General features: G+C 72.8%; 18 protein-coding genes. 4 read left to right on the top strand and 14 right to left on the bottom strand.

From position 1 onward, the window contains the following. Window positions 1–232: 232 nt before the first annotated feature. The 3 genes from OG286_RS34315 to OG286_RS34305 all read right to left on the bottom strand — a co-directional run bounded on the left by OG286_RS34315 (window position 233) and on the right by OG286_RS34305 (window position 2,615). The gene (locus OG286_RS34315; protein ID WP_396321213.1) at window positions 233–718 is read right to left on the bottom strand and encodes a pyridoxamine 5'-phosphate oxidase family protein; all 486 of its coding nucleotides are present in this window, start codon (window positions 716–718) and stop codon (window positions 233–235) included. Between the two features lie 668 nt (window positions 719–1,386). Beyond that, window positions 1,387–2,241 (bottom strand): universal stress protein, encoded by an 855-nt coding sequence (locus OG286_RS34310; RefSeq protein ID WP_405365993.1) that lies wholly within the window; start codon window positions 2,239–2,241, stop codon window positions 1,387–1,389. A 119-nt stretch (window positions 2,242–2,360) separates the two neighbouring features. Next, on the bottom strand, window positions 2,361–2,615 hold the full coding sequence (locus OG286_RS34305; RefSeq protein WP_396321211.1) for a DUF1918 domain-containing protein: 255 nt from the start codon (window positions 2,613–2,615) through the stop codon (window positions 2,361–2,363). A gap of 356 nt (window positions 2,616–2,971) precedes the next feature. Between OG286_RS34305 and OG286_RS34300 the strand changes: the two genes are divergently transcribed. Further along, on the top strand, window positions 2,972–3,973 hold the full coding sequence (locus OG286_RS34300) for a zinc-dependent alcohol dehydrogenase family protein (protein WP_405363659.1): 1,002 nt from the start codon (window positions 2,972–2,974) through the stop codon (window positions 3,971–3,973). A 71-nt stretch (window positions 3,974–4,044) separates the two neighbouring features. Here the strand turns inward: OG286_RS34300 and OG286_RS34295 are convergent, their stop codons facing one another. From OG286_RS34295 to OG286_RS34270, 6 genes are all read right to left on the bottom strand, one after another. Then, window positions 4,045–5,784: a GAF domain-containing protein gene (locus tag OG286_RS34295; RefSeq protein ID WP_405358835.1), complete on the bottom strand. Its 1,740-nt coding sequence runs from the start codon at window positions 5,782–5,784 to the stop codon at window positions 4,045–4,047. Window positions 5,785–5,921: 137 nt separating this feature from the next. Beyond that, entirely contained in the window at window positions 5,922–8,540 is a 2,619-nt protein-coding gene (locus tag OG286_RS34290; protein ID WP_396321209.1) for a cation-translocating P-type ATPase, read from the bottom strand. Between the two features lie 37 nt (window positions 8,541–8,577). Beyond that, window positions 8,578–9,249 carry a DUF4389 domain-containing protein gene (locus OG286_RS34285; RefSeq protein ID WP_396321208.1) on the bottom strand — a complete coding sequence of 224 codons (672 nt, stop codon included), beginning with the start codon at window positions 9,247–9,249 and terminating at the stop codon, window positions 8,578–8,580. A 182-nt stretch (window positions 9,250–9,431) separates the two neighbouring features. Beyond that, window positions 9,432–10,433, bottom strand: coding sequence for an Acg family FMN-binding oxidoreductase (locus OG286_RS34280; RefSeq protein ID WP_396321207.1), 1,002 nt, complete (start codon window positions 10,431–10,433; stop codon window positions 9,432–9,434). Window positions 10,434–10,457: 24 nt separating this feature from the next. Then, window positions 10,458–10,739, bottom strand: coding sequence for an SHOCT domain-containing protein (locus OG286_RS34275; protein ID WP_396321206.1), 282 nt, complete (start codon window positions 10,737–10,739; stop codon window positions 10,458–10,460). Between the two features lie 103 nt (window positions 10,740–10,842). Continuing rightward, window positions 10,843–11,541 (bottom strand): response regulator, encoded by a 699-nt coding sequence (locus OG286_RS34270; RefSeq protein ID WP_396321205.1) that lies wholly within the window; start codon window positions 11,539–11,541, stop codon window positions 10,843–10,845. Between the two features lie 178 nt (window positions 11,542–11,719). On the opposite strand from OG286_RS34270, the gene OG286_RS34265 reads away from it, so the two are divergent. Further along, on the top strand, window positions 11,720–12,481 hold the full coding sequence (locus tag OG286_RS34265) for an MIP/aquaporin family protein (protein ID WP_396321204.1): 762 nt from the start codon (window positions 11,720–11,722) through the stop codon (window positions 12,479–12,481). Between the two features lie 206 nt (window positions 12,482–12,687). On the opposite strand, the gene OG286_RS34260 is transcribed toward OG286_RS34265, so the two are convergent. From OG286_RS34260 to OG286_RS34250, 3 genes are read right to left on the bottom strand one after another with little or no spacing between them, the layout of a single operon-like run. Then, entirely contained in the window at window positions 12,688–13,509 is an 822-nt protein-coding gene (locus OG286_RS34260; protein WP_396321203.1) for an ABC transporter permease subunit, read from the bottom strand. Next, window positions 13,506–14,426, bottom strand: a complete 921-nt coding sequence (locus tag OG286_RS34255; RefSeq protein WP_396321202.1) for an ABC transporter ATP-binding protein — start codon at window positions 14,424–14,426, stop codon at window positions 13,506–13,508. The genes OG286_RS34260 and OG286_RS34255 overlap by 4 nt, the downstream gene beginning before the upstream one ends. 25 nt (window positions 14,427–14,451) lie before the next feature. Continuing rightward, window positions 14,452–14,961: a flavodoxin domain-containing protein gene (locus tag OG286_RS34250; RefSeq protein ID WP_396321201.1), complete on the bottom strand. Its 510-nt coding sequence runs from the start codon at window positions 14,959–14,961 to the stop codon at window positions 14,452–14,454. Between the two features lie 324 nt (window positions 14,962–15,285). Between OG286_RS34250 and OG286_RS34245 the strand changes: the two genes are divergently transcribed. Continuing rightward, on the top strand, window positions 15,286–15,927 hold the full coding sequence (locus tag OG286_RS34245) for a PhoU domain-containing protein (protein ID WP_396321200.1): 642 nt from the start codon (window positions 15,286–15,288) through the stop codon (window positions 15,925–15,927). Window positions 15,928–16,009: 82 nt separating this feature from the next. Here OG286_RS34245 and OG286_RS34240 read toward each other — a convergent pair whose 3' ends face one another. Continuing rightward, window positions 16,010–17,176, bottom strand: coding sequence for an NAD(P) transhydrogenase subunit alpha (locus OG286_RS34240; protein WP_396321199.1), 1,167 nt, complete (start codon window positions 17,174–17,176; stop codon window positions 16,010–16,012). 137 nt (window positions 17,177–17,313) lie between these two features. Here OG286_RS34240 and OG286_RS34235 point away from each other — a divergent pair, with 137 nt between their 5' ends. Continuing rightward, window positions 17,314–20,931: a hydantoinase B/oxoprolinase family protein gene (locus OG286_RS34235; RefSeq protein ID WP_396321198.1), complete on the top strand. Its 3,618-nt coding sequence runs from the start codon at window positions 17,314–17,316 to the stop codon at window positions 20,929–20,931. A 72-nt stretch (window positions 20,932–21,003) separates the two neighbouring features. On the opposite strand, the gene OG286_RS34230 is transcribed toward OG286_RS34235, so the two are convergent. Beyond that, complete coding sequence (locus tag OG286_RS34230) at window positions 21,004–21,861, bottom strand: universal stress protein (protein WP_396321197.1); 858 nt, start codon at window positions 21,859–21,861, stop codon at window positions 21,004–21,006. Between the last annotated feature and the right edge of the window lie 279 nt (window positions 21,862–22,140).

The following is a 22,140-nucleotide window of genomic DNA, read 5'->3' as shown; positions in this document are numbered from 1 at the left end:
GAAGAGGCGGCTGCGTTGAACGTCGTCGTGACGGCTCAGCGGGTTCGGATCCCGGCCTGCTGCTCTCCGGACGTGTCGTCGGAGGGTGGTCCTGGTGGCATGCCCTGTGGCTCTGGGATGTCCGGGTGCCATGGTGGCTCCTCCTCGCCGGGGACTGCCGTCTGGGGACGACGGGCTTGCCCCGCCCCCCTGGTGGCCGGGGCGAGCGTGTGCCCGGGTGGTGCCGGTCGGGTCATGGTCCGAACCTTTGGCCGGTCACGAGTTCCGGGTGGATGGTCAAGTAGCCCCTGGCCGGTTGGTGTCCCCACTGGCGGGGGCCCTGGTGGCGCAGGTCCGCGACCATGACCGGGTCGGTCACCAGGTGGGACCGGCCGACGATGAGCACGGTCCAGCCTCGAAGCGTCTGCTCGTCGAATTGGTCGGCCTGGAATCCGACCACCTCTCCGTCCATCACGTCTGCCCGCCAGCTCGCAGGTACGGGGATGACCAGCTCGCCGAGCCTGTCCAGGGTGAAACAGGACGGAGTGACGGCGGGCATCGCATCGTCGGTGTGGATGAGACGCCCGATCGCTGTCTGCCGGAGCAGGTCCAGGCTCTGTGCCCGCGAGCACTCCCCGGCTCCGTCGCCATCCGCCGACCGGGTCTCCGGGAAAGCGCCATTCGGGGTGTCAGAGTGAACCATCGGGTCCACCTCCGAGGACTTCAGCCGCCGGTCCACAGGCAGAAGCCTCCCTGTCGCCGGGGAGCTCAAGCACCTCGGACCGGCGAGAACCTCTCCAGTCGGCCGGGCAGTGCCCTGTCGCGAGTGCACCGGATCCTGTCGGCTCCGGGGGCAGGTCGCCGAGGGAGTTCCTGCACATGGCGCCGACCTCCTCCGGTGAGCTCATGGGCGGGTGTTCCCGCCTACTGGCCAGCGTGCGCGTCTCCGTCAGCTCGCTACGGGGGCCACTCGGGCAGCAGGGTGTGCCGAACGGCCCCATTTCCTTCTCTCCTTCCCGTCCGTCGATCCCGGGAGATCGACGACCTCGTGAGTCACCCCTCATGAGTCACCAGTGGCGCGGCAGGCCGTTCCGGTTCTGATCAGGCACTGAACGGGACGTCGTCGAGACGGGCGGCGTCGAGACGGGCGGCGATGATCCGGCCGGGTGGTAGAGCCTGGCGGTGGATCGCTGTGGGTCCGACCGGTCCGGCGCCGACGACCGCCACGGCCTCGCCGGAGCTGACGTGGCCGTGACGGACGCCGACCTCGAAGGAAGCGGGGGAGGATGTCGGCCGACATGAGGGCGGTCTCGTCGCTGACCTCCGCGGGCAGCCTGCGCAGGGAGTTGTCAGCGAAGGGGGCGCGGACGTACTCGGCCCGAGTACCGTCGACGAGGTGGCCGAGGATCAGGCGGAAGGGACGACGGCGACCGGACAGTGGGCGTGGTGCACGACGGCCTGGCTGACCGACCCGAGTCGGCTGAAGGGGCCATCCGGCTTCCCGTGACGGCCCACGACGACGAGCTGATGCGTCCTGGACAGGGCCACCAGCTGCTTCGCCGGCCCGGACCGCACGGCGTCCTCCTCGACCGGCACATCGGGGTACCTCTCCTGCCAGCCGGCCATGACCTCGGCGAGGAGCCGCTGCTCCTCCGCCATCAGATGGCCCGACTCGTACACGGGTGGGAGGGAGTGACCGGGGCCCAGGACGAGCGGGTAGCTCCAGGCATGGACGGCGCGAAGCGGCAGACCGCGTCGGCGGGCGCAGTCGAAGGCGAACCCGAGCAGCTCCTCGGATGGTTCGCGCCCCTCCACGCCGACCGCGACGCCGCCCGTCGCTCCGGCGCCGGTTGCCCGGACGACGACGACCGGACAGACGGCGTGTGCGGCGACGTGCAGACTCGTGGAACCGACGAGCAACCCCTGGAACCCGCCGGATCCCCGCGAGCCCACCACGAGCAGGCCGGCCGCGGCGCTGAGCGCGATGAGTGCCTCGCGCGGGCTCGAATCCACGACCCCGCTGCTGACCTCCATATCCGGGTGCCGGGCGGCGGCCTGCTCGGCGAGTACCCGCAGCGCTTCCTCACCCGCTCGCCTGGCAGCCTGCGCGTCCAGCGACTCCGGTGCCTGATCCGGCTCCCACAGCCACGCGTGGACGAGATGCAGGCGCATCCCCCGGGAGTGGGCCTCGTCCGCAGCCCAGTCGACGGCCTCGGCTGCGCTCGCGGGATCGTCGACCCCGACGATCACTGGATGTGCCATGACATGCTCCTTCGCTCCGGACAGGTGAGGCGCCCGTCACGCCCGGGACCGCTCCGGGCCGGGAGCACTGCCCTCCTGTCGATCGTCGGACGCCGGTCTCGCACCGGCAACCGGCACCGTCAGCCGGTGCCGCCCCGACCGGACGGACCGGTGGCAGCGGCCGCCCCCGGCCGGGGGCGCCGAGGGTGCTCGAAGTGGTGGACATGGGCGCCGGGCCCCGGAAACACCAGGGTGACCTGGCCGGTGTCCGACCAGCGGACGTCGTAGGGCGGGGTCCCGTCCTCGTGGTGCAGGGCGACCACCTCACCGTCACGGCGGGGGGCGCCCGCAGTCCGGCCGTCGATGATCAGCCGATCCCCCACTGCCGCTTTCATGCCGGCCTCCTGTCTGCCGTGTCTGCCGGGCGCCCGGCGACACAGGCCCGGAGCGCGGCCTCCGGGCGAACCGGGTCGGGCCGGATCCGCAGGGCATCCACGAAGCCCCGGCTGCCCGACCTGCCGGACACGGCCCGGCTGCTTCCACCGTCCCCCGCGGCGTGCCGCCGGGCCTTGGGGCTTTCAGGCCCGATCGAGGGCCGTTCGGCCCTGATCCGCCGGGGCCCGGCGCGGTGGACGATGGGACGAGTGGTGAGTCTCGCGCCGTGCCGGCCGTCCTGGTGGGTTCACCGGACCCGGCGGAGGGCGCGGGGAAGGAGCCGAAGATGCCATCGTCCGACGGCGGCCCGATCCGCATGGTGGCCTGGGTGGTGGAACGTCCGGGCCCGATGGCGTCGGGTCCGCTGAGACGGGTGGAGCGGACGGCTCCGGAGCCGGGGCCGTACGAGCTGCTGATCGAGGTGTCCGCCTGCGGTGTGTGCCGGACGGACCTCCACCTCGCCGAGGGCGACCTCCCGCCTCGTACGCCGCGGTGCACGCCGGGCCACGAAATCGTGGGCCGTGTCGTTCGCGGCGGCCCCGAAGTGCGGGGCTTCTCCCCCGGTAACCGGGTGGGCGTGGCCTGGCTGGCGCGGGCCTGCGGCCAGTGCCGCTACTGCCGGGCCGGCCGGGAGAACCTCTGCCCCCGCTCCCGCTACACGGGCTGGGACATCCACGGCGGCTACGCCCGGTACACCGTGGTCGACGCCCGTTTCGCCTACCGGCTGCCCGAAGGGCCGCCCGACGAGGAACTGGCGCCGCTGCTGTGTGCCGGGATCATCGGCTACCGAGCTCTGGAGCGGGCCGAGCTGCCGTCCGGCGGCCGGCTGGGGATCTACGGCTTCGGGGCGTCCGCCCATCTGACCGCACAGCTCGCCCTCACCAGGGGCGCCGTGGTACACGTCCTGACACGGGCCGAGGAGGCCCGGCGGCTGGCGTCGGAGCTGGGCGCGGCCTCCGTCGGCGGCGCGTACGAGTCCCCGCCGGAACCGCTGGATGCGGCGATCCTCTTCGCGCCGGTCGGCGACCTGGTGCCGGTGGCCCTGTCCGCCCTGGACCGCGGTGGAACGCTGGCGGTGGCCGGAATCCACCTCACCGACATCCCGGTGCTCGACTACCAGCGGCATCTCTTCCAGGAGCGGACCCTTCGCAGTGTCACCGCCAACACCCGCGAGGACGGCCAGGCCTATCTGGCGGAGGCCGCGCTCCACCGTCCGGCCGTCCACGTGCAGCGGTACGCCATGGACCGTGCCGATCAGGCGCTGGCGGACCTGGCAGCCGATCGGGTCACCGGCGCCGCCGTCCTGCTCGCGGACTGACACTGCGTGGGAGTCCAGGTCCGGCATCGCGTGGGGCTCGACGCCGCCGACCGCACCGACCACTGTGCGGATCAGCTCGATGGCGTCCGGCTTTCCGGCGGCGGAAGCGGCACCCGCCACACCAGCCGGGTCCCGCCGTCGGGGCCTGCACCGGCCCGGAAGCTCCCACCGAGGCGCCGCGCCCGCTCCGCGAGGTTGGCGAGCCCGCTGCGCGGTCCGCCCGACGGGAGGCCGACGCCGTCGTCGGTGACCGTCAGGTTCAGCTCGCCGTCCGCTCTCAGGTCCACCTCGACCCTGTGGGCGCCCGAGTGACGGACCGCGTTCGACAGAGCCTCCTCCAGGACGGCGACCAGCTCGTCGGCGACCGGCGGGGGCACCCGGAGATCCAGCAGGCCGTCCATCCTCAACCCGGGAGCGAAGCCGAGGCCGGCGGCGGCCCGGTCGACCGCGGCGAGCACCCTGCCGCGCAGCCCGCGGGCGGCGGGTCCCCGCTCCCTCGCCCGCAGTCCGAAGATGCTGGAGCGGATCGTCCGCACCGTTTCGTCGAGGTCGTCGATGGCCCGCAGCACCCGCTCCGACGCCTCGGGGTGCCCGATGAAGCGGATCGCGCCCTGCAGGGTCATCCCGGTGGCGAAGAGACGCTGGATCGCCAGGTCGTGCAGGTCCCGGGCGATCCGGTCGCGCTCCTCCAGGAGCGCGACCTGCTCGGAGTCCCGGCGGCGCTCGGCCAGCTCCAGCGCCACGGCGGCCTGCCCCGCGAAACCCGCCAGCGGGGTGGACTCCTCCGGCTCGAAAGCGGGTCTGCCCGTTGCCCGGGCCAGCATCAGCACACCGCGGACTCCTCCGGCCGTCGTGCCGATGGGTATGGCCACCGCCGGGCCGAGTCCGGCCCATCGGGGTGGACCGGCCGTGATCCTCGGGTCCTTCTGCACGTCGGGGGTGGTGACCAGCCCGCCGGTCTCGACGGCGGCGCCCACGAAGGACCCCTTTCTCGGCAGGACGAGCCCCCGGTGCACGTCGGCATCCAGTCCGACGGCGACCCGCACTTCGAGGCTGCGGTCGTCAGGAAGGGGCAGCGCCACGACGGTCAGGTCCGCGCCGACGATGTCGGCCGCCCGCGCGATCAGCAGGTCGAGCACCTCCTGCTGCGAGCCGCCCGCCAGCAGGCTGTTGGTGACCTCCGCGTTCGCCGCCAGCCAGCGCTCGCGCAGCCTCGCCCGCGTGTACAGCTGGGCGTTGTCGATCGCCACGCCGGCCGCCACCGCCAGGGTCGCGAGAACGGATTCGTCCTCGGCGTCGAACTGCGCTCCGCCGCGCTTCTCGGTCAGGTAGAGGTTGCCGTAGACCTTGTCGCGGACTCGGATCGGCACCCCCAGGAAGCTGTGCATCGGCGGATGGTGCTCCGGCACGCCGTACGAGGTCGGATGGCCGGAGATCTCTGCCAGGCGCAGCGGCTCGGGATGACGGATCAGCTCGCCCAGGAGGCCGTGCCCGCGCGGGAGCGGGCCGATGCGCTCGATCTGCTCCCGGTCGATGCCGACGGGGATGAACTGCGACAGCCGCTGGTCCTCACCGATGACGCCCAGCGCCCCGTACTGCGCGTCCACGAGAGTGACCGCGGCCTCCACGATGTGCTGGAGCACCTGGCTGAGGTCGAGGCCACGGCCGACGACGAGGACCGCTTCCAGGAGACTGTGGATCCGGTTCCTGGTGCCGTACGCGGTGTCCAGACGCGACTGCAAGGCGCTCAGGAGCTCGTCGAGTCTCGGCTGCGCGGAGCCGGTGGGGCCCGGTTCCGAGGCTGAGCCCACCGCATCGCTCCGTTCGCAGGTGTCACGGCTTCCGCTGCCCCCGGGTCCAAGGCTAGAGCGGGCGCTCCGGGCTGTCCCTCCGACCTGATGCCCCCGGGTGGTGACCCCCGGGGGCATGCCGAACCACGTGGAACGACTCAGCCGGCGGTGCGGCCTGCGCGGCGCCCCGATCGTGTGCTCAGGCGGGCTGCCGCGAATCCGACGGGCGCCGCCATGGCGGCTGCGGCCAGGTCCGGCCACGCCAGCGGCTCCGTTTCCAGAACCGTACGGAGGAAGGGGAGATAGAGCGCCGCGCAGGCCAGTCCCGCCGAGCCCAGGACGGCGGCGGGCAGGAAGAGGTTCTCGCGCGTGAACAGTCGGTCACGCAGCCCGAGCACCACGCCGAGTTGCGCCGCCAGCAGTGCGACGAACAGAACGCTCTGCCACGGGCGTCCCGTCTCATGGGCCCAGATGCCGGCTGCGAGGCTCACCGCGGTGACCACTGCTCCCAGCATCAGGACGTGCTGCCAGAGTCCGGCGCCGAGCACGTGCTCGTGCGGCGGACGCGGGGGTCTGCTCATGGTGTGCGGGGACACCGGCTCGGCGCCCGTCGCGACACCGGTCAGGCCGTGGGTGAGCAGGTTGATCCACAGGATCTGGCCGGCCCGCAGCGGCAGGGCGAGGCCGACGGCGGGGCCGAGGAGCATGACGAGGATCTCGGCGGCGCCCCCGGCGAGTCCGTAGATCAGGAAGCGGCGGATGTTGTCGTAGACCCGGCGGCCCTCCTCGACGGCTGCGACGACGCTGGTCAGCTCGTCATCGGCGAGGACGAGGTCGGCGGCCTGTCTGGCCACCTCCGTCCCGCGCCGTCCCATGGCGACGCCGATGTCGGCCTGTCGCAGGGCGGGGCCGTCGTTGACGCCGTCGCCGGTCATGGCGGTGACGTCGCCCCGGTCCTGCCAGGCCTGGATGATGTCGAGCTTCTGCTGGGGGTCGGTGCGGGCGAACACCCGCACGGTGGTCGGGTCCGCGACGCCGCCCGCCGCCAGGGCAGGGCCGGTGGCCACGTCGGCGGGTGGGGCGTCGGCGTCCAGCAGGCCGACCCGGACGGCGAGCGCGTGGGCGGTGGCGGGGTGGTCGCCGGTGATCAGGACCGTGGTGATGCCGGCCCGGTGGCAGGCGGCCAGGGTGGCGGGAACGGCGGGTTTGGGCGGGTCGCTGATCGCGGTCAGGCCCAGGAGTCGTAGACCGGCCTCGGCGTCTTCGGCCCGCGCCGGCGGGCCGGGAAGGTGAGCGGTGGCGACGGCGAGGACGCGGTAGCCGTCCGCGGCGAGGCGGCCGGCCTCCCGGTGGGCGCGTTCGAGGAGGTGCGGTGGTTCGTCGAGCAGGGTGGCGTCGAGGACCGTTTCGGGGGCGCCCTTCAGGCAGACCTGGACCCGGCCCGAAGGCTCGCGGTGCAGGGTGGTCATGCGTTTGCGGATGCTGTCGAAGGGGGCTTCGCCGCACCGCGGCCGCTCCCGCAGGAGCCGGTCGTGGTCGCAGCCGGCTTTCGCGGCGGCGGCCAGCAGCGCTGCCTCGGTCGGGTCGCCGAGTGCGGTCCACCGGCCGTCCCCGTCGTGGGCGCCCGCCCCGGGGGGCAGTAGCACGGCGTCGTTGCACAGTGCCGCCACGGCCAGCAGGTCCTGGACGGGGCGCAGGTCGGCCGGCTCGGCCGGGTGGCCGTCGGCCAGGATCTCGCCGCGCGGCTCGTAGCCGCCGCCGGTGAGCGCGGCCGTCCCGTGGGGCGTCCAGATCCGTTCGACGACCATGCGCCCTTCGGTGAGGGTGCCGGTCTTGTCGGTGGCGAGCACGGTCACCGATCCGAGGGTCTCCACGGCCGGAAGTCTGCGGACGACGGCGTTGCGGGCGGCCATGCGGCGCGCACCGAGGGCGAGTGCCAGGGTGACGACGGCGGGGAGCGACTCGGGGACGGCCGCCACCGCGAGGCTGATGGCCGTCACCCCCATGACGGCAGGCGGCTGGCCGCGCGCCAGGCCGAGGGCGAAGACCACGACACACAGACAGACGGCCACCAGTGCCAGGACCTTGCCGAGGTCGGCCAGGCGTCGCTGCAGCGGGGTGGGCTCGGATCTCGGGTGGAGGAGGGCTGCGATGCGGCCGAGGGCACTGTCCGCTCCGGTGGCCGTGACGGTGGCCACCGCCCGGCCGCGCACGACGACCGTGCCCGCCCGGACGTGCCGGGCGTTCGACTGTGCGCTGTGGACGTCCTTGTCGACCGGAACGGATTCGCCGGTCAGCATCGACTCGTCGACGAGCAGGGCGGATGCCTGGTCGAGCACCGCGTCCGCCGGGACGATGTCGCCCTCGCCGAGCAGCACCACGTCGCCCGGCACGACGGTGGCGGAGGGCACCGCGCGTTCCGTTCCGGCCCGCAGGACCCGAGCGGTGGGGGCGGTCATCGCGGACAGGGCGGCGACCGCGTTGTCGGCACGGATCTCCTGGATCACCCCGACCGTGGTGTTGACCACGATCACCAGGGCGATGACAACGGCGTCCGGGTGGTCCCCGATCGCCAGAGTGAGCGCAACGGCTGCCAGCAGGACCATGATCAGCGGGTCGCGCAGCTGGACGGCCACCCTCGACCACAGCGGCACCCGGGGCGCCGACCGGATTTCGTTGGGCCCGTGCCGCGCCAGCCGCCGGGCGGCCTCGGTCTCCTCCAGACCCCGTGGCCTCAGGTCGGAGGGCGGCGTGGTGCCGGGAGGAGACGCGGTCACGCGGGTGTCCGGTCCCGGCCGGTACGGTGGCCGACCGTCACCGTGGCCCTGCCGTGTCGGGAATGCCGGGTTCGGAGCCGCCCTGGTCGAGGCGGAACGGCGGGTAGTCGTCGGTCATCAGTGCGGCGTAGGCGGCCACCCTCAGCACCCAGCGGTCCAGGCCGACGACGAGATCGAAGATCCCGAGCGGGTAGCGGCCGGTCACCGCCAGGGCGACCCCGGCGAACAGCACCAGCAGACCCACGAGCCCCCCGCCGACCCAGCTCTCCCGGCTTCCACCGCCGCCTACGAAGATCGCCACGAGGGCGTACTGCGGCAGTGCCAGCAGCCACCACTTGACCAGCACCAGGCCGCGCGACAACTGCTCGGGGTAGGCGATGTCCAGGCGCGCGGGGTAGTCCGGCTCCTCGGCCAGGCTGAACGGCGGGTACCGGTCGGTGCCCAGTGCCCCGTACGCGTAGTAGGACACGCGCCACGACCACCGCAGCACGCCGAGGTTGAAGTCGAAGACCGGGCGCGGGTAGCGGCCGGTGAAGAGGATCGCGAAGAAGGCGGCCACGCTGAGGAGGACGAAGACGATCCAGAGGAAGAACAGGACGATCCAGTGCGGGATCGCCAGGATCCACTTCACCAGCCACAACCAGCGTGACAGTGGCAGGTCGAGCCGCGCATCGACGCGCACCGGCTGCCCGGTTGCCGAGAAGGTCATGCGGATCATCTCCTTCGGATGCCGCCGGAGTCATGGTTGTCATGACCGTCCTGCGACTCGCAGCGCCCTTCGGCAGCGCAGGGCCCGGCGGTGCGGGGCGTTTCGCCCACCGGATCCGGACCGGTGAGCTCGTGGAGCGGGGAGGAGTTGCCCTCCGCCGGGTGGCTCGTCCGCCGACCCGCTCACGGCCGACCGGGGCCACGGTCTTCGGGGTCCAGGACGTCGGAAACGGCAAGGCGGGGGGTTGGCGCGCCTTCCGGCCCGTAGCCGAGGCGGATCAGCACCTGCGCGTGGCCCGGGCCCTCCTGCGGTTCGCGGGCGACCCAGCGCAGCTCCGGCCATTCCATGGCCTGGTGCAGCAGTGACGCCCGGACCTGGTGCAGGGTCGCGACCAGCAGCACGTGCTCCAGCGCGATGCCGGCGCGGAGCCAGTCCACCGGCGCGTCGCCCCGGGTGGCGAGTACGGCGATGCACGGCTCGGTCTCGAACGGAGCCGGCGGCAGGGGTTCTACGGGGTGGATGGCGGAGAAGTCCCGCATCGGCATCCGCCCGGCGCTGTCCTGTGGACCGAGCGCGGCGAAGGGGATCCCGTAGGCGGGAGCATCGGGCCCCTGGATCCAGCCACGGCTCTCCGCACTGCGATCGGGATCCGTGGTGTTGCGGCGTTCGGCCTCAGCGGTCAGCTGCAGCAGCCGGCTCCGCTCCTCGCCGGCCGGGAAGCGCAGCAGTGCTTCCTCCGCCAGCGCTGTCTCGGCGAGTTGACCGAGCACCGCAGCAGGGATCGGCGGCCCGGTGAACGGGGTCCGGACCGTGTGCCGTCGCCAGATCGCGCCGTAGAGTTCCGTGGTACTGGCGAGATGGGCGCGGGAGAGCTCGTTCAGCTCGATCGCGGCCAGGAGGCCGGGTTCGGCGGAGTCGGGCAACAGCCGGACCAGCGGCGCCCAGCCCATCCGGCGGGCGGCGATGCGGAGGTTGAGGATCGCCGCTCCCACGGAGATGTGCAGTGCACGCTCGTCCGGGTCCGTGACCGGGAGCGAGCGTTCCCGGAGCGCGCGTACCTGGAGCGTCGAGGTGTCCGGGTCCAGCCGGAAGTGCCAGGGCTGGGTGTTGTGGATGGACGGTGCGGCGACCGCGGCGGAGAGCAGGTTCTCCAGCGCGGCGGCGTCGAGGGCCAAGGTGTCCATGGCGTTCTCCCTGGTGCGGCGGGTTCAGCCGGATACCGGCCCGCCGGGGCCGGATCTCAGGGTGTCGAGGCGGTGGCGGTACTCGTCGGCGTCGATCTCGCCCCTGGCGAAGCGCTCGGCGAGCAGTCGTTCCGGCGACATCGGCGCGGCCGCTTGCCCGTCGGGCGGGCTTTGCCGGGGCAGGTGGCCGAGGTGACGGGCCAGGGCGACCGCGACGACGACCAGCAGTCCCAGGAACAGCAGGATGCCGATGGCCATGAAGCCGAAGCCCCAACCACCCATGTCATGGTCGTTCCAGTACCTCATCGCAGGCTCCCAGTCGTGAGGGCGAGGCTGTTGCCTCACTCCCCACGGTGCGCCCGATCACGGGAACCTGGCTTGGGCCGACCGGCTCAACATGCCCGGCCGATCAGGGTCGGTGCGGCCGGGTCGGGTGCTGCTCGGTGTCGGCGTGGGCGGCGATCACGGCTGCCTGGAGCCGGCGTTCGACGCCGAGTTTGGCGAGCAGCCGCGACACGTGGTTCTTCACGGTCTTCTCGGCGAGGTAGAGGTCCTGGCCGATCTCCCGGTTGGTCTTCCCCTCTCCCACCAGTTCCAGGATCTCCCGCTCGCGCGGGGTCAGCTGGGACAGAGCAGCCTCGGAGTCGGACTCGTCGGGGTGGCGCAGGCTCTCCATCAGCTTGCGGGTGGTGGCCGGATCCAGCATCGACTGCCCCGACGCCACCGTACGCACCGCGGCGACCAGGTCGGCGCCCTTGACCTGCTTCAGCACGTATCCGGCGGCACCGGCCATGATCGCGTCCAGCAGGGCCTCGTCGTCGTCGAAGGAGGTCAGCATCAGGCACACCAGCTCGGGCATCCGGTCACGCAGCTCCCGGCAGACGGTCACCCCGTCGCCGTCCGGAAGCCGCACGTCCAGCACCGCGACCTGGGGCCGCAGGGCGGGCACCCGGGCCAGCGCCTGCGCGCAGGTACCGCCCTCGCCGACGACCTCGATGTCGGGTTCGGCCTCCAGCAGGTCCCGCACCCCGCGCCGCACCACCTCGTGGTCGTCCAGCAGGAACACCCGCAGGGGCTGCCCGGGCTCGCGGGCCTCGGTCTCGTCCATCGATCGTCTCCTGAACCGGACGGCGGACACCTGCCTCGATTGTCCCCGCGGCCCGGCCCTGCCGCAGAGGACACCGCGAACGTCCGCATCCGAGTGCTCGCCGAGGTGGCCCGATGGGCCCTGGCCGACCGATGCGCGCACGGCGCACCGTGGAGGAAGCACCGGGAAGGTGGGACGGATGACCACGAGCCGGCGGTCCGGGTGGCGGCGGCTGAGCGCCGAGGGCGTGGGAACGTTCTTCCTTGTCCTGGTCGCCGCCGGCGCGGGCGTGGTCGACAGCGCCACCGGCGGTCAGGTGGGCCGGCCGGCTGCCGTGGTCGCCCCGGGGCTGATGGTGCTGGCGCTGATCTACACACTGGGCGAGACCTCCGGGGCCCACCTCAATCCCGCGGTGACCATGGCCTTCGCCGCTCGCGGGCACTTCCCGTGGCGGCGCGTTCCGGCGTACGTCGCCGCGCAGCTGGCGGGGGCGATCGCGGCGGCCGGTGTGCTGCGCGCGCTGTTCGGGACGGCCGGGCAGGTCGGGGCCAGCCGCCCCGGGGCAGGTGTCGGTGTCGGTACCGTGTTCGCGCTGGAGGTCCTGCTGAGCCTCGGGCTGATGACGGTCATCCTCGGCACGTCCTCCGGGGCCCGGAACATCGGCCACAACGCGGCGATCGCCATCGGCGGCTACATCGCCCTGGCCGGACTGTGGGCGGGCCCCGTCAGCGGAGCGTCGATGAACCCGGCCAGGAGCCTGGCACCGGTGCTGGTGGGCGGACACGGCGGCCCCCTGTGGATCTACCTGCTCGGACCGCTCCTCGGCGCGGCCCTCGCGGTGCCGCTGGCCTGGGTCCTGCGCGGCGGTCCCAGCACCGAGGCCACCCGAGCGGCTCAGGGCACCGACGACATGGAGCCGCGCAACGAGCACCCCTTCGATCCCGACAACCGGTCGAGGTGAGTGCCGGCCGTCGGGGCTCGGCGTCGGTGGCCGTGTCCGCCGGCGCTGCGTGCCGGAGACGCAACGCTCGGAGTGTGGGCGGTTACCGGACCGCGGTCGGACGGGCCGCCCCCGGATCGGCGGTCGCCCTCGCCCCCGTCCACGGCTGAGTCCGGGCCGTCGGCCGGCCGGACCCGTCGTGGTCGAGGACACCTGACGCTGACGCATCAGGGAGCGAGATCCCGACGTGCCAGGAGCCCGAAGGCCGCCGCGATCCCGGTCAGACCGACTGCTGCGAGCACGCCCACGGAGATCCACGGCACGGCGCCGTGGGCGAGCGCGTCGCCCGGCGTGTAGTAGTGGAACGGGCTGAGGTGACGCAGCGGAGCGGCCTTCGACCAGGCGAGCGCGATGAAGTTCACGGCGAACCCGACCGCGCCGAACGCGATCGTGGCACCGACCACCTGGGACCGGCGGCGGCCCGCCGCGGACACCGCCAGTGCCGGGCCGGTGAGGCACAGCGTGAAGGCGCAGCCCAGCAGCCCGGCCGCGAACACGCCGCTGATCGGGACAGCCCGGTGCAGCTGCGGGGACAGTGTGACCCCGACCGCCATGGTGAGAGTGGCCGCGATGTTGAGCAGCACCGAGGCGGCCGCCACTGCCGCGGTCCGTTCGGCCAGCAGCCGGTTGCGGGAGACGGGCCGGGCCATCAGGAGCTCGATCGTCCCCGACTCCACGTCGGCCGCGACGGCCGCCGCCGCCAGCGAGCCGATGGCGGTCAGCTGGATCGCGATCCAGAACGGGTGGGCGAGCCCGGCGCCGAGCAGCCCGGGGTAGCTGGCGATCGACACGTCACCGCTGGAACCGCTGAACGCCCGGAACGCGCTCGGCGGTGTGCGTCCGCCGCCGGCGAAGAGCTGGGCCGGGGAGAGCGTGTCGGCGATGACCACGATGAGGGTCTCGAACACGACCATGCCCAGGACCAGGGCGACCAGCATCCGCCGACGCCGGTACAGGGCCAGCCTGAGCAGTGGGAAGCGGCTCCTCACGGCCGTGGCCCCGCGTCGGCGTCCCGGTAGAGGTCGAGGAACGCCTCCTCAAGGCCTGCCTCTTCCACCGCCACGTCGGCCACCGGCAGGGCCAGCAGGCCGCGTAGCGCGCCCACCACCTCGCGGGGTGGCACCAGGAGTTCGACCTGGTCGCCCTTCCAGCGCGGCGACCACTGCTCCGCCCCGCCGAGAGGGCGCGGCCCGCGGCCGTCGGTGAAGGTCAGCCGGATCTTCCGTGCCCGTGCCTCACGCAACGCCGCGACGCTCTGCACGGTCACCAGCCTCCCGTCCCGGATGATCGCCACCCGGCCGCAGGTCCGCTGCACCTCTGGCAGGACGTGGCTGGAGAGCAGCACGGTGCGACCTGTCGCCTGCACCTCGGCCAGCAGTTCGAAGAAGGTCTCCTGGACCAGCGGGTCCAGGCCCTCCGTCGGTTCGTCCAGCACCACGAGATCGGGATCGTGCTGGAGCGCCTGTACCAGGCCGAGCTTCTGCTTCATACCGCGCGAGTACTCCTGCACGGTTCGGCCCAGGACGGACGCCGACAGGGCGAGGCGATCGCACAGCTCTGCCCGGCGGGGTGTGGGGGCGCCCTGCAGATCGGCAAGCAGCTGGAGGGTCTGGTGTCCGGTCAGTTCGGGGTAGAGGCGCAGCTCGCCGGGCAGATAGCCGAGAGCGGGGGCGAGTCGGCGGTGGTCCGTGACGGGGTCCAGGCCCAGTGCTCGGACCCGCCCCGCGGTGGGCCGCAGCAGGCCGATCAGGCAGCGCAGCGTGGTGGTCTTGCCGGCCCCGTTCGGCCCGAGGAAGCCGAAGACCTCGCCGGCGGCCACGGTGAGGTCGAGCTGCTCGACGCCGACCGTCCGCCCGTAGCGCTTGGTCAGCGAGGCGATCTCGATCGCCGGCTCCGGGGCGGGCATGAACGCGCTCCTTCCCTCCTCGGTGTCACGCCGTGCCCTGGGAGCGCAGCTCGTTCCCGATCTCGTGGGCCCAGGTCTGGATGTGCTCCGGGTTCCGGAAGTCGCCGCCCTTGCCGTGCCTGACCAGGGTGCGGGCGATCCAGCCGGGGGTTTCGGCGGTGAGACTGCCGCCGAAGGTGACATGCCCGCGGGCGTGCAGGTGCGCCATCGCCTTGGCCGCGCCGGGCACCGGCGGGATCTCGTGCTGCTCGGCGGAGCTGTCCACCGGACCGCTGCTGAACAGCCAGACCGGGCGGTGGGCCAGTGCCTCGGCATTGCGATCGGCGCAGCTCAGGGCGTCGTGCTGCCAGTGGCCTGCGTAGAGCGAGCTGCCGAGGATGACGGCGTCGAACGGCGTCACGTCCTGGACGTCCGAGGCGGGGACGACGTCCGTGTCGAACCCGTCCTGCTCCAACGTGCGACCGATCTCCCGGGCAATGCCGGTGGTGGCGCCGTGCTTGCTGCCGTAGGCCACCAGGATCCTCTGCTTCTTCATCGCGGTCCTCCTGTGAGTGCCTGATGTGGCTGCTGGCCGGTACGGCCGACAGGTCCAGGGTGGTCCCGCTCACGGCACCGGGGCCAGGGCCGCTCGCCCTGTTCCCAGGGCCGGCCGGCCCTGACCATCAGGTCGTCCTCGCATCGCCGGCCCCGGGCGTGGACCTGTCCTCCACCTTGCCGCCCGCGGGAGCGGTGTGAGACTTGAAGGGAGGCCTGGGCCACGGCGCACGCTGTGGCGGTCGACGCCCTCCCTCCCGGCAGGGACCCCACCGCGCGAATGCGGTCGGCGAGGGGCTGGTGTCCCCGGAGCAGGAGGTGGCGGATGTCCGAGACCGGCCAGTGCCGGTCAGGCCGGCTGCTCGGAGACCTGGCCGCGATGATCCGGCTCGCGCACAAGGCGCTGGGCGAAGCCACCGGTGCCCTGCTCGACACGGCCGACACGGCCGCCGAGAACGCGACGGCCGCCGAGAAGGCGCTGCGGGAGCTCCGCGAGGAGATCGAGGACGACGCTTCGGCCGTGCTGCCGGACGGTTCGCCGACGGCTGACCTGCACGCGATCGTCGTCGGCGTCCACGTCGGCACCGACGTGGAATGCCTGGCGGCCCTTGCCCGGCAGCTGGTCGAGCTCGCCTGGGCACGGCAGGCGGGGCAGCCCTTGCCGGCACGGCTGCGGCTCCCCTTGCGGGGCATGGGCAACCTCGCCCTGAACATGGTCGGCAAGGCGGGTGACGTGCTGGAATCCACAGAATCCGAGACCGTCGCCGACCTTCTCGGAGGCATGCACGAGATCGCCCAGCGCCAGCGGCTGCTGTATGACCAGATGCTCTCCGAAGCCGGCCAGGCCGAGCCCGGTGACGTCGCCGACGCGACGCTGCTGAGCTGTTGCTACGAGCGGTGCGCGAGCCACGCCGTGTCCATGGCCCGCCACGCGGCCTTCTTCGCCGGCTCCGTGCCGACCGGCTGAACGACGACCGGGACCACGGCCTGGCTGACCCGGTGCCCGTTCCGGAGCCACGACCGTCGCCCGTGCTCGGCGGCCCGTCGGGTCAGGGCAGACCGGCCACGGCGGTCGCGTCCAGGATCAGCTGCCAGGTGGGAGTGTGCAGAACGCTGCCGTGGTGGGTCACCACGACTGCGGCCTGGAGGGGGTCGGCCGGATCGATCGTCAGGGCTCCCCCGCGCGTCAGGCGTTCGAGCAACGCGGCGACGTTGTGAGCGTAGGCAGTCGACGCGGTCGTCGGGACCTGTGCCGGAAGGTTGCCCGCACCGATCACCGTGACCCGGTCACCGACCAGCGTTGTGGTGTCCGGATCGGCGGCCTCGACGTTCCCGCCCGGTGGTCCGGCCGTCAGGTCGACGACGACCGAACCGGGGCGCATGGCCCGGACCGCCCGGGTGGTGACCAGGGTCGGCGCGGGCCGGCCGGGGGGCTCGGCCGCCGCGATGACGATGTCGAAGAGGGGGAGCACCGCAGCCAGGCCCCGGCGCACCGCGGCCTGCTCGGTGTCGAGCGCCCGGACGAATTCCGCACCGTCGGCGGCCGGCCGGAGACCGGGGAGATCGAGGAAGGTGCCGCCCAGGGCGGCGATCTCCTCCCGTGGACGGCGACGCAGGTCGTGGGCATGGACGACCGCGCCGAGGCGGCGGGCTGTGTCGATCGCTTGCAGCCCGGCGGCTCCGGCTCCCACGACCAGTACCCGTACGGGTGCGAAGACCGCCGCGGCCGAGCCCCACGGCGACAGGCAGCGGCTCAGGAGCCCGGCCGCGAGGAGGACTGCCCGGTAACCGGCGATCCTGGCCTGGGACGCGCCGGCGTCCACCGGGTACGCGCCGCTCAGCGCGTGCGGGACCAGGTCGAGGCTGATCGCTGTGACCCCCTCGTCCGCCCAGCGGCGGACCAGGAAGGGGATCCGGGTCGGCCGCAGGAGCGCCACCAGCGTCTGCCCGCTCCGGAACGGGCCGGGGAGCTCGACGTTGGGGGCCTGGACGCCGACGAGGACGTCCGCACGGCGGAACAGTTCGCCGTGCGGGACGATGTCGGCGCCGGCCCTGGTGTAGTCGTCGTCGGGGAACCAGGCCGCTTCGCCGGCGCCGCTCTCGACCATGACGTCCAGGCCGAGGGCTCTGACGGTACTGACGAGGTCGGGGACGAGCGCGACCCGCCGCTCGCCCGGCGCCGTTTCGCGGTAGACGCCGACCGTGGTGGCCACCATGACCCGTCACCTCCGTCCGGAGGAAGCCGACACATCCCCAGTATGTCGCGTTTGCGGTGCTTGATCGCCCGGCCGGATACTCGACCACGACACGCTGCGGAAACGGCCATCGCGCCGGGCGGCGGAGGGAGCCGGGCGTGGAACACAGGGGCTGGCAGTTCTGGGTCGACCGTGGGGGCACCTTCACCGACGTCGTCGGGCTGAGCCCGGACGGCCGGTTGATGACGCACAAGCTGCTGTCGCACGCCCCGGGGCGCCCCCAGGGCCCGGCCGGGAGCGGCGGTCCCACCCGTGATCCCGCGGTGGCGGGGATCCGCGCCCTGCTCGGCCTGCCCGCGGACCGGTCACTGGCCGAGGCCCGGATCGACGTGGTGCGGATGGGCACGACGGTGGCCACCAACGCCCTGCTGGAACGCAAAGGCGAGCGGACCGCCCTGGTGATCACCCGCGGCTTCGGCGACGCGCTGCGCATCGGCTACCAGAACCGGCCACGCATCTTCGACCGCCGGATCACCCTGCCCGAGCCACTCTACGAGCGCGTGATCGAGGTCGACGAGCGGATCACGGCCGAGGGCGCCGTGCTGCGCGCACCGGATCTCGACCGGCTGCGCGAGGACCTGCGGCGCGTCCACGAGGACGGCATCCGCTCGGTGGCGGTGGTCTGCCTGCACAGCTATCTCCACCCCGCGCACGAACAGGCCATCGGCCGCCTCGCCGAGCAGCTCGGCTTCCCGCAGGTGTCGCTCTCCAGCGAGGCGAGCCCGCTGATGAAGGTGGTTCCGCGCGGCGACACCGCCGTGGTCGACGCCTACCTGTCGCCGGTGCTGCGCCGCTACGTCACGCAGGTGGCCGAGGAACTGCGGGGCGTGCGCCTGATGTTCATGCAGTCCAACGGCGGCCTCGCGGAGGCGGGCCACTTCCGCGGCAAGGACGCGATCCTCTCGGGTCCGGCCGGCGGCATCGTCGGAATGGTGCGGATGTCGCAACTCGCCGGCTTCGAGCAGGTCATCGGCTTCGACATGGGCGGCACCTCCACCGACGTGTCGCACTTCGCCGGAGAGTACGAGCGGGTGTCCACGAGCCAGGTGGCCGGGGTGCGGCTGCGCGCACCGATGCTGGCCATCCGTACCGTGGCCGCCGGCGGCGGTTCCGTCCTGCACTTCGACGGCAGCCGGCTGAGGGTCGGGCCCGACTCGGCGGGCGCGGACCCGGGCCCGGCGTCCTACCGTGCCGGTGGCCCGCTGACCGTCACCGATGCCAACGTGATGCTCGGCCGCATCCAGCCCGCGCACTTCCCGCACGTGTTCGGACCGTCCGGCGACCAGCCGCTCGACGATGACCTGGTGCGCCGGCGGTTCACCGAGCTCGCCGCCGAGATCCGGGCGCGCACCGGTGACCGGCGCTCGCCCGAGCAGGTCGCCGAGGGCTACCTCCAGATCGCGGTGGTGAACATCGCCAACGCCGTCAAGCGGATCTCCGTGCAGCAGGGCCGTGACGTCACCCGGTACGTGCTGACCACGTTCGGCGGTGCGGGCGGCCAGCACGCCTGCGCGGTCGCCGACTCACTGGGCATCCGCAGCGTACTCGTGCCCCCCATGGCCGGGGTGCTCTCCGCACTCGGCATCGGCCTCGCCGACACCACGGTCATGCGCGAGCAGTCCGTGGAGAGCCCGCTCGAACCGACTGCGATGCAGCGGGTCCAGGCCGTCGTGGACGACCTCGAAGCGACGGCGCGCGCGGAGCTGCTCGACGAGGGGACACCACCCGAGCGGATCCGGGTGACCCGCCGCGCGCAGCTGCGCTACGACGGTACCGACACCACCGTCGCGGTCGAACTGGCGGAGCCGGATGCCATGGCCGCCGCGTTCGAGACGAGCCACCGCGCCACCTACTCGTTCCTGATGGACCGTCCGATCGTCATCGAGGCCCTCTCGGTCGAGGCGACCGGGCTCACCGAGCAACCGGACCTGGGCCGCCTCGACGGACCGGGCTCCACCAGCGAGGCAGGGGTCGTACGGCTGTACACGCGTGGGGCCTGGCGCGAGGCCCCGTTGCTGGAGCGGGCGGCGATGCGGCCCGGTGACACGGTGGCCGGGCCGGCGATCATCGCCGAGGCCGGCGCGACCACGGTCGTGGACGAGGGGTGGCAGGCGACGATGACGCCGGTCGGTCACCTGCTGGCGGAGCGGGTGGCCGCACGCGCCGAGGCCGGCGTCGGGACCGAGGCCGACCCTGTGCTGCTGGAGATCTTCAACAACCTCTTCATGGCCATCGCCCAACAGATGGGCGCACGACTGGAGTCGACGGCGCAGTCGGTCAACATCAAGGAGCGGCTGGACTTCTCGTGCGCGCTCTTCGACCCGGACGGGAACCTCATCGCCAACGCCCCGCACATCCCGGTGCACCTCGGATCCATGGGCACCACCGTCAAGGAGGTGATCCGCCGCCGCGCCGGAGCGCTGAAGCCCGGCGACGCCTACGCGGTCAACGACCCGTACCACGGCGGCACGCACCTGCCCGACATCACCGTGGTGACACCGGTGTTCGACGCATATGACCGACGGATCCTCTTCTTCGTCGCCTCCCGCGGCCACCACGCCGAGATCGGTGGGATCACTCCCGGCTCGATGCCGGCCGACAGCCGGGAGATCCACGAGGAAGGCGTCCTCTTCGACACCTGGCTGCTGGTCGAGAACGGCAGGCTCCGCGAGGCCGAGACGCTCCAGCTGCTGACCGAGGCGCCCTACCCCTCCCGCGACCCGGCAACCAACCTCGCCGACCTGCGCGCGCAGATCGCCGCCAACCGGAAGGGGGTCGACGAGGTCACCAGGATGATCGACCACTTCGGCCTGGACGTCGTGCAGGCCTACATGCGGCACGTGCAGGACAACGCCGAGGAGGCGGTCCGCCGCGTCATCGACTCCCTCGACGACGGCGCCTACCGCTACGAGACGGACTCCGGCGCGGTGATCGCGGTACGGATCTCCGTCGACCGTGAACGGCGCGGCGCCACCGTTGACTTCACCGGCACCTCACCTCAGCTCGACACCAACCTCAACGCACCGTCCTCCGTGGTCACCGCAGCCGTGCTCTACGTCTTCCGCACCCTGGTCGCCGACGACATTCCGCTCAACGACGGCTGCCTGCGCCCGCTGCGCATCGTCATCCCGGCCGGCTCGATGCTCGCACCCGTCTACCCGGCCGCCGTCGTCGCGGGAAACGTCGAGACCTCACAGGCCATCACCGGCGCGCTCTACGCGGCTCTGGGAGCCCAGGCCGAGGGATCCGGCACGATGAACAACGTCAGCTTCGGCAACGCGCACCACCAGTACTACGAGACGGTCGCCTCCGGCTCCGGAGCAGGCGACGGATTCGACGGGGCCAGTGTGGTGCAGACGCACATGACCAACTCCCGGCTGACCGACCCCGAGGTGCTCGAATGGCGTCTGCCCGTCCTGCTGGAGGAGTTCGCCGTCCGGCACGGCAGCGGCGGCGCGGGGCGGTGGCACGGAGGCGACGGAGCGGTCCGCCGGATCCGGTTCCGCGAGCCGATGACGGTGAGCCTCCTGTCCGGACACCGGCGGGTAGCACCCTACGGCCTGGCCGGCGGATCGCCCGGCGCCCTCGGAGCCAACCGGGTGCAGCGCGCCGACGGCAGCGTCCTGCGCCTGGAGGGCTGCGGCCGCGCCGAGCTTGAGGCAGGAGACGTTCTGGTGGTCGAGACCCCCGGCGGGGGTGGCTACGGCACCGGTTGAAGGCGCCCGGCTCGTTTCCCGCTCCTCCGAGACCGGGCGGCCCCTGCATCGGTCCCGGCCCGACGCCCCGGCTCATCCCACCGGCACCACCGCGACCGGGCAGTGCGCGTGCTGCACGACGGCCTGGCTCACCGAGCCGAGCCGCCGCATGGGCCCGCGTACCGTGCCGTGGCGGCCCACCACCACCAGCTGATGGGCTTCGGAGAGAGTCACCAGCAGCCGTGCCGCGCCGGAGCGCACCGCGACCTCGGTCACGTCGACATCGGGGTACTGCCGGCGCCTGCCCGCCAGTGCCTCGGCGAGCAGCCGCTCCCGCTCGGAGGCGACGTGCTCCTCCTCGTACACGGCCGGGAACGCGTGACCCGGCCCGCTGACCAGGGGATAGCTCCAGGCATGGACGGCCTGCAGCGGAAGGTGGCGCCTGCTTGCGGTCTCGAAGGCGAAGGTGAGGACGTCGTCGCTGTCGCTCTCCCCGTCCACGCCCACCAGCACACCGCCGCCCGTCGCGCGGAGGTCCGGGGAGTGAACCACGACCACCGGGCACAGAGCGTGAGCCGAGACGTACAGGCTCGTCGAGCCGACGAGCAGCCGTGAGAACCCGCCCGAGCCGCGCGACCCGAGTACGAGCAGGTCCGCCTCCTCCGACACCGCGAGCAGGGCGTCGCGGGCGTAGTCGTCCACCAGCCGAGTGATGACCGTGAGGCCCGGACGGTGCAGCCCGGCCTGTTCACGCGCCGCTCCGAGCGCCTCCTCGCCGGCGTCCCGGGTGAGCCTGGTCTCCTGCCCGGCCGGCGCGTTCAGCGTCTCGCCGAGCCAGGCGTGCAGGACGTGCAGAGGGACGCGACGCAGACCGGCCTCGTCCGAGGCCCAGTCGACGGCGTCGTGACTGGCGTCCGTACCGTCGATTCCCACAATGACCGGGTATCTCATGGCCTGCTCCTCCGAAGTCCGGATTTCCGCGACGAGTGGAGCACCCGCCGGCTGAGATCGATCACCTCGTGCATCTCCCGGCCGAACCGCCGGTGATTCGATCCCCTCCCACGCTGCACTCCTCCCGCCCGCTCCGCCAGCGAAGTCCTCCGGGGGCTCAGCGGGGCGGGGATCACCGGACCGGGGCACTCGGCCATCGCCTTGGGGCCGCTCGGCCCTGCCACCCTCGTGTCGTGCGCGCCTACGGTACGAGGAGGGCCCACGATTCGGGCCGCCCCG

This window comes from Kitasatospora sp. NBC_00039, assembly GCF_045160625.1.
GTDB lineage: Bacteria > Actinomycetota > Actinomycetes > Streptomycetales > Streptomycetaceae > Kitasatospora.
The sequence above is the reverse complement of the archived record's forward strand: the minus strand, read 5'-3'. Positions and strand labels throughout refer to the sequence as shown.

Coding starts and splice junctions, on each gene's coding strand:
- OG286_RS34285 (WP_396321208.1), bottom strand. CDS start 9,249: ATGACCTTCTCGGCAACCGGGCAGCCGGTGCGCGTCGATGCGCGGCTC.
- OG286_RS34280 (WP_396321207.1), bottom strand. CDS start 10,433: ATGGACACCTTGGCCCTCGACGCCGCCGCGCTGGAGAACCTGCTCTCC.
- OG286_RS34250 (WP_396321201.1), bottom strand. CDS start 14,961: ATGAAGAAGCAGAGGATCCTGGTGGCCTACGGCAGCAAGCACGGCGCC.
- OG286_RS34265 (WP_396321204.1), top strand. CDS start 11,720: ATGACCACGAGCCGGCGGTCCGGGTGGCGGCGGCTGAGCGCCGAGGGC.
- OG286_RS34230 (WP_396321197.1), bottom strand. CDS start 21,861: ATGAGATACCCGGTCATTGTGGGAATCGACGGTACGGACGCCAGTCAC.
- OG286_RS34300 (WP_405363659.1), top strand. CDS start 2,972: ATGGTGGCCTGGGTGGTGGAACGTCCGGGCCCGATGGCGTCGGGTCCG.
- OG286_RS34310 (WP_405365993.1), bottom strand. CDS start 2,241: ATGGCACATCCAGTGATCGTCGGGGTCGACGATCCCGCGAGCGCAGCC.
- OG286_RS34270 (WP_396321205.1), bottom strand. CDS start 11,541: ATGGACGAGACCGAGGCCCGCGAGCCCGGGCAGCCCCTGCGGGTGTTC.
- OG286_RS34255 (WP_396321202.1), bottom strand. CDS start 14,426: ATGCCCGCCCCGGAGCCGGCGATCGAGATCGCCTCGCTGACCAAGCGC.
- OG286_RS34240 (WP_396321199.1), bottom strand. CDS start 17,176: ATGGTGGCCACCACGGTCGGCGTCTACCGCGAAACGGCGCCGGGCGAG.
- OG286_RS34305 (WP_396321211.1), bottom strand. CDS start 2,615: ATGAAAGCGGCAGTGGGGGATCGGCTGATCATCGACGGCCGGACTGCG.
- OG286_RS34245 (WP_396321200.1), top strand. CDS start 15,286: ATGTCCGAGACCGGCCAGTGCCGGTCAGGCCGGCTGCTCGGAGACCTG.
- OG286_RS34275 (WP_396321206.1), bottom strand. CDS start 10,739: ATGAGGTACTGGAACGACCATGACATGGGTGGTTGGGGCTTCGGCTTC.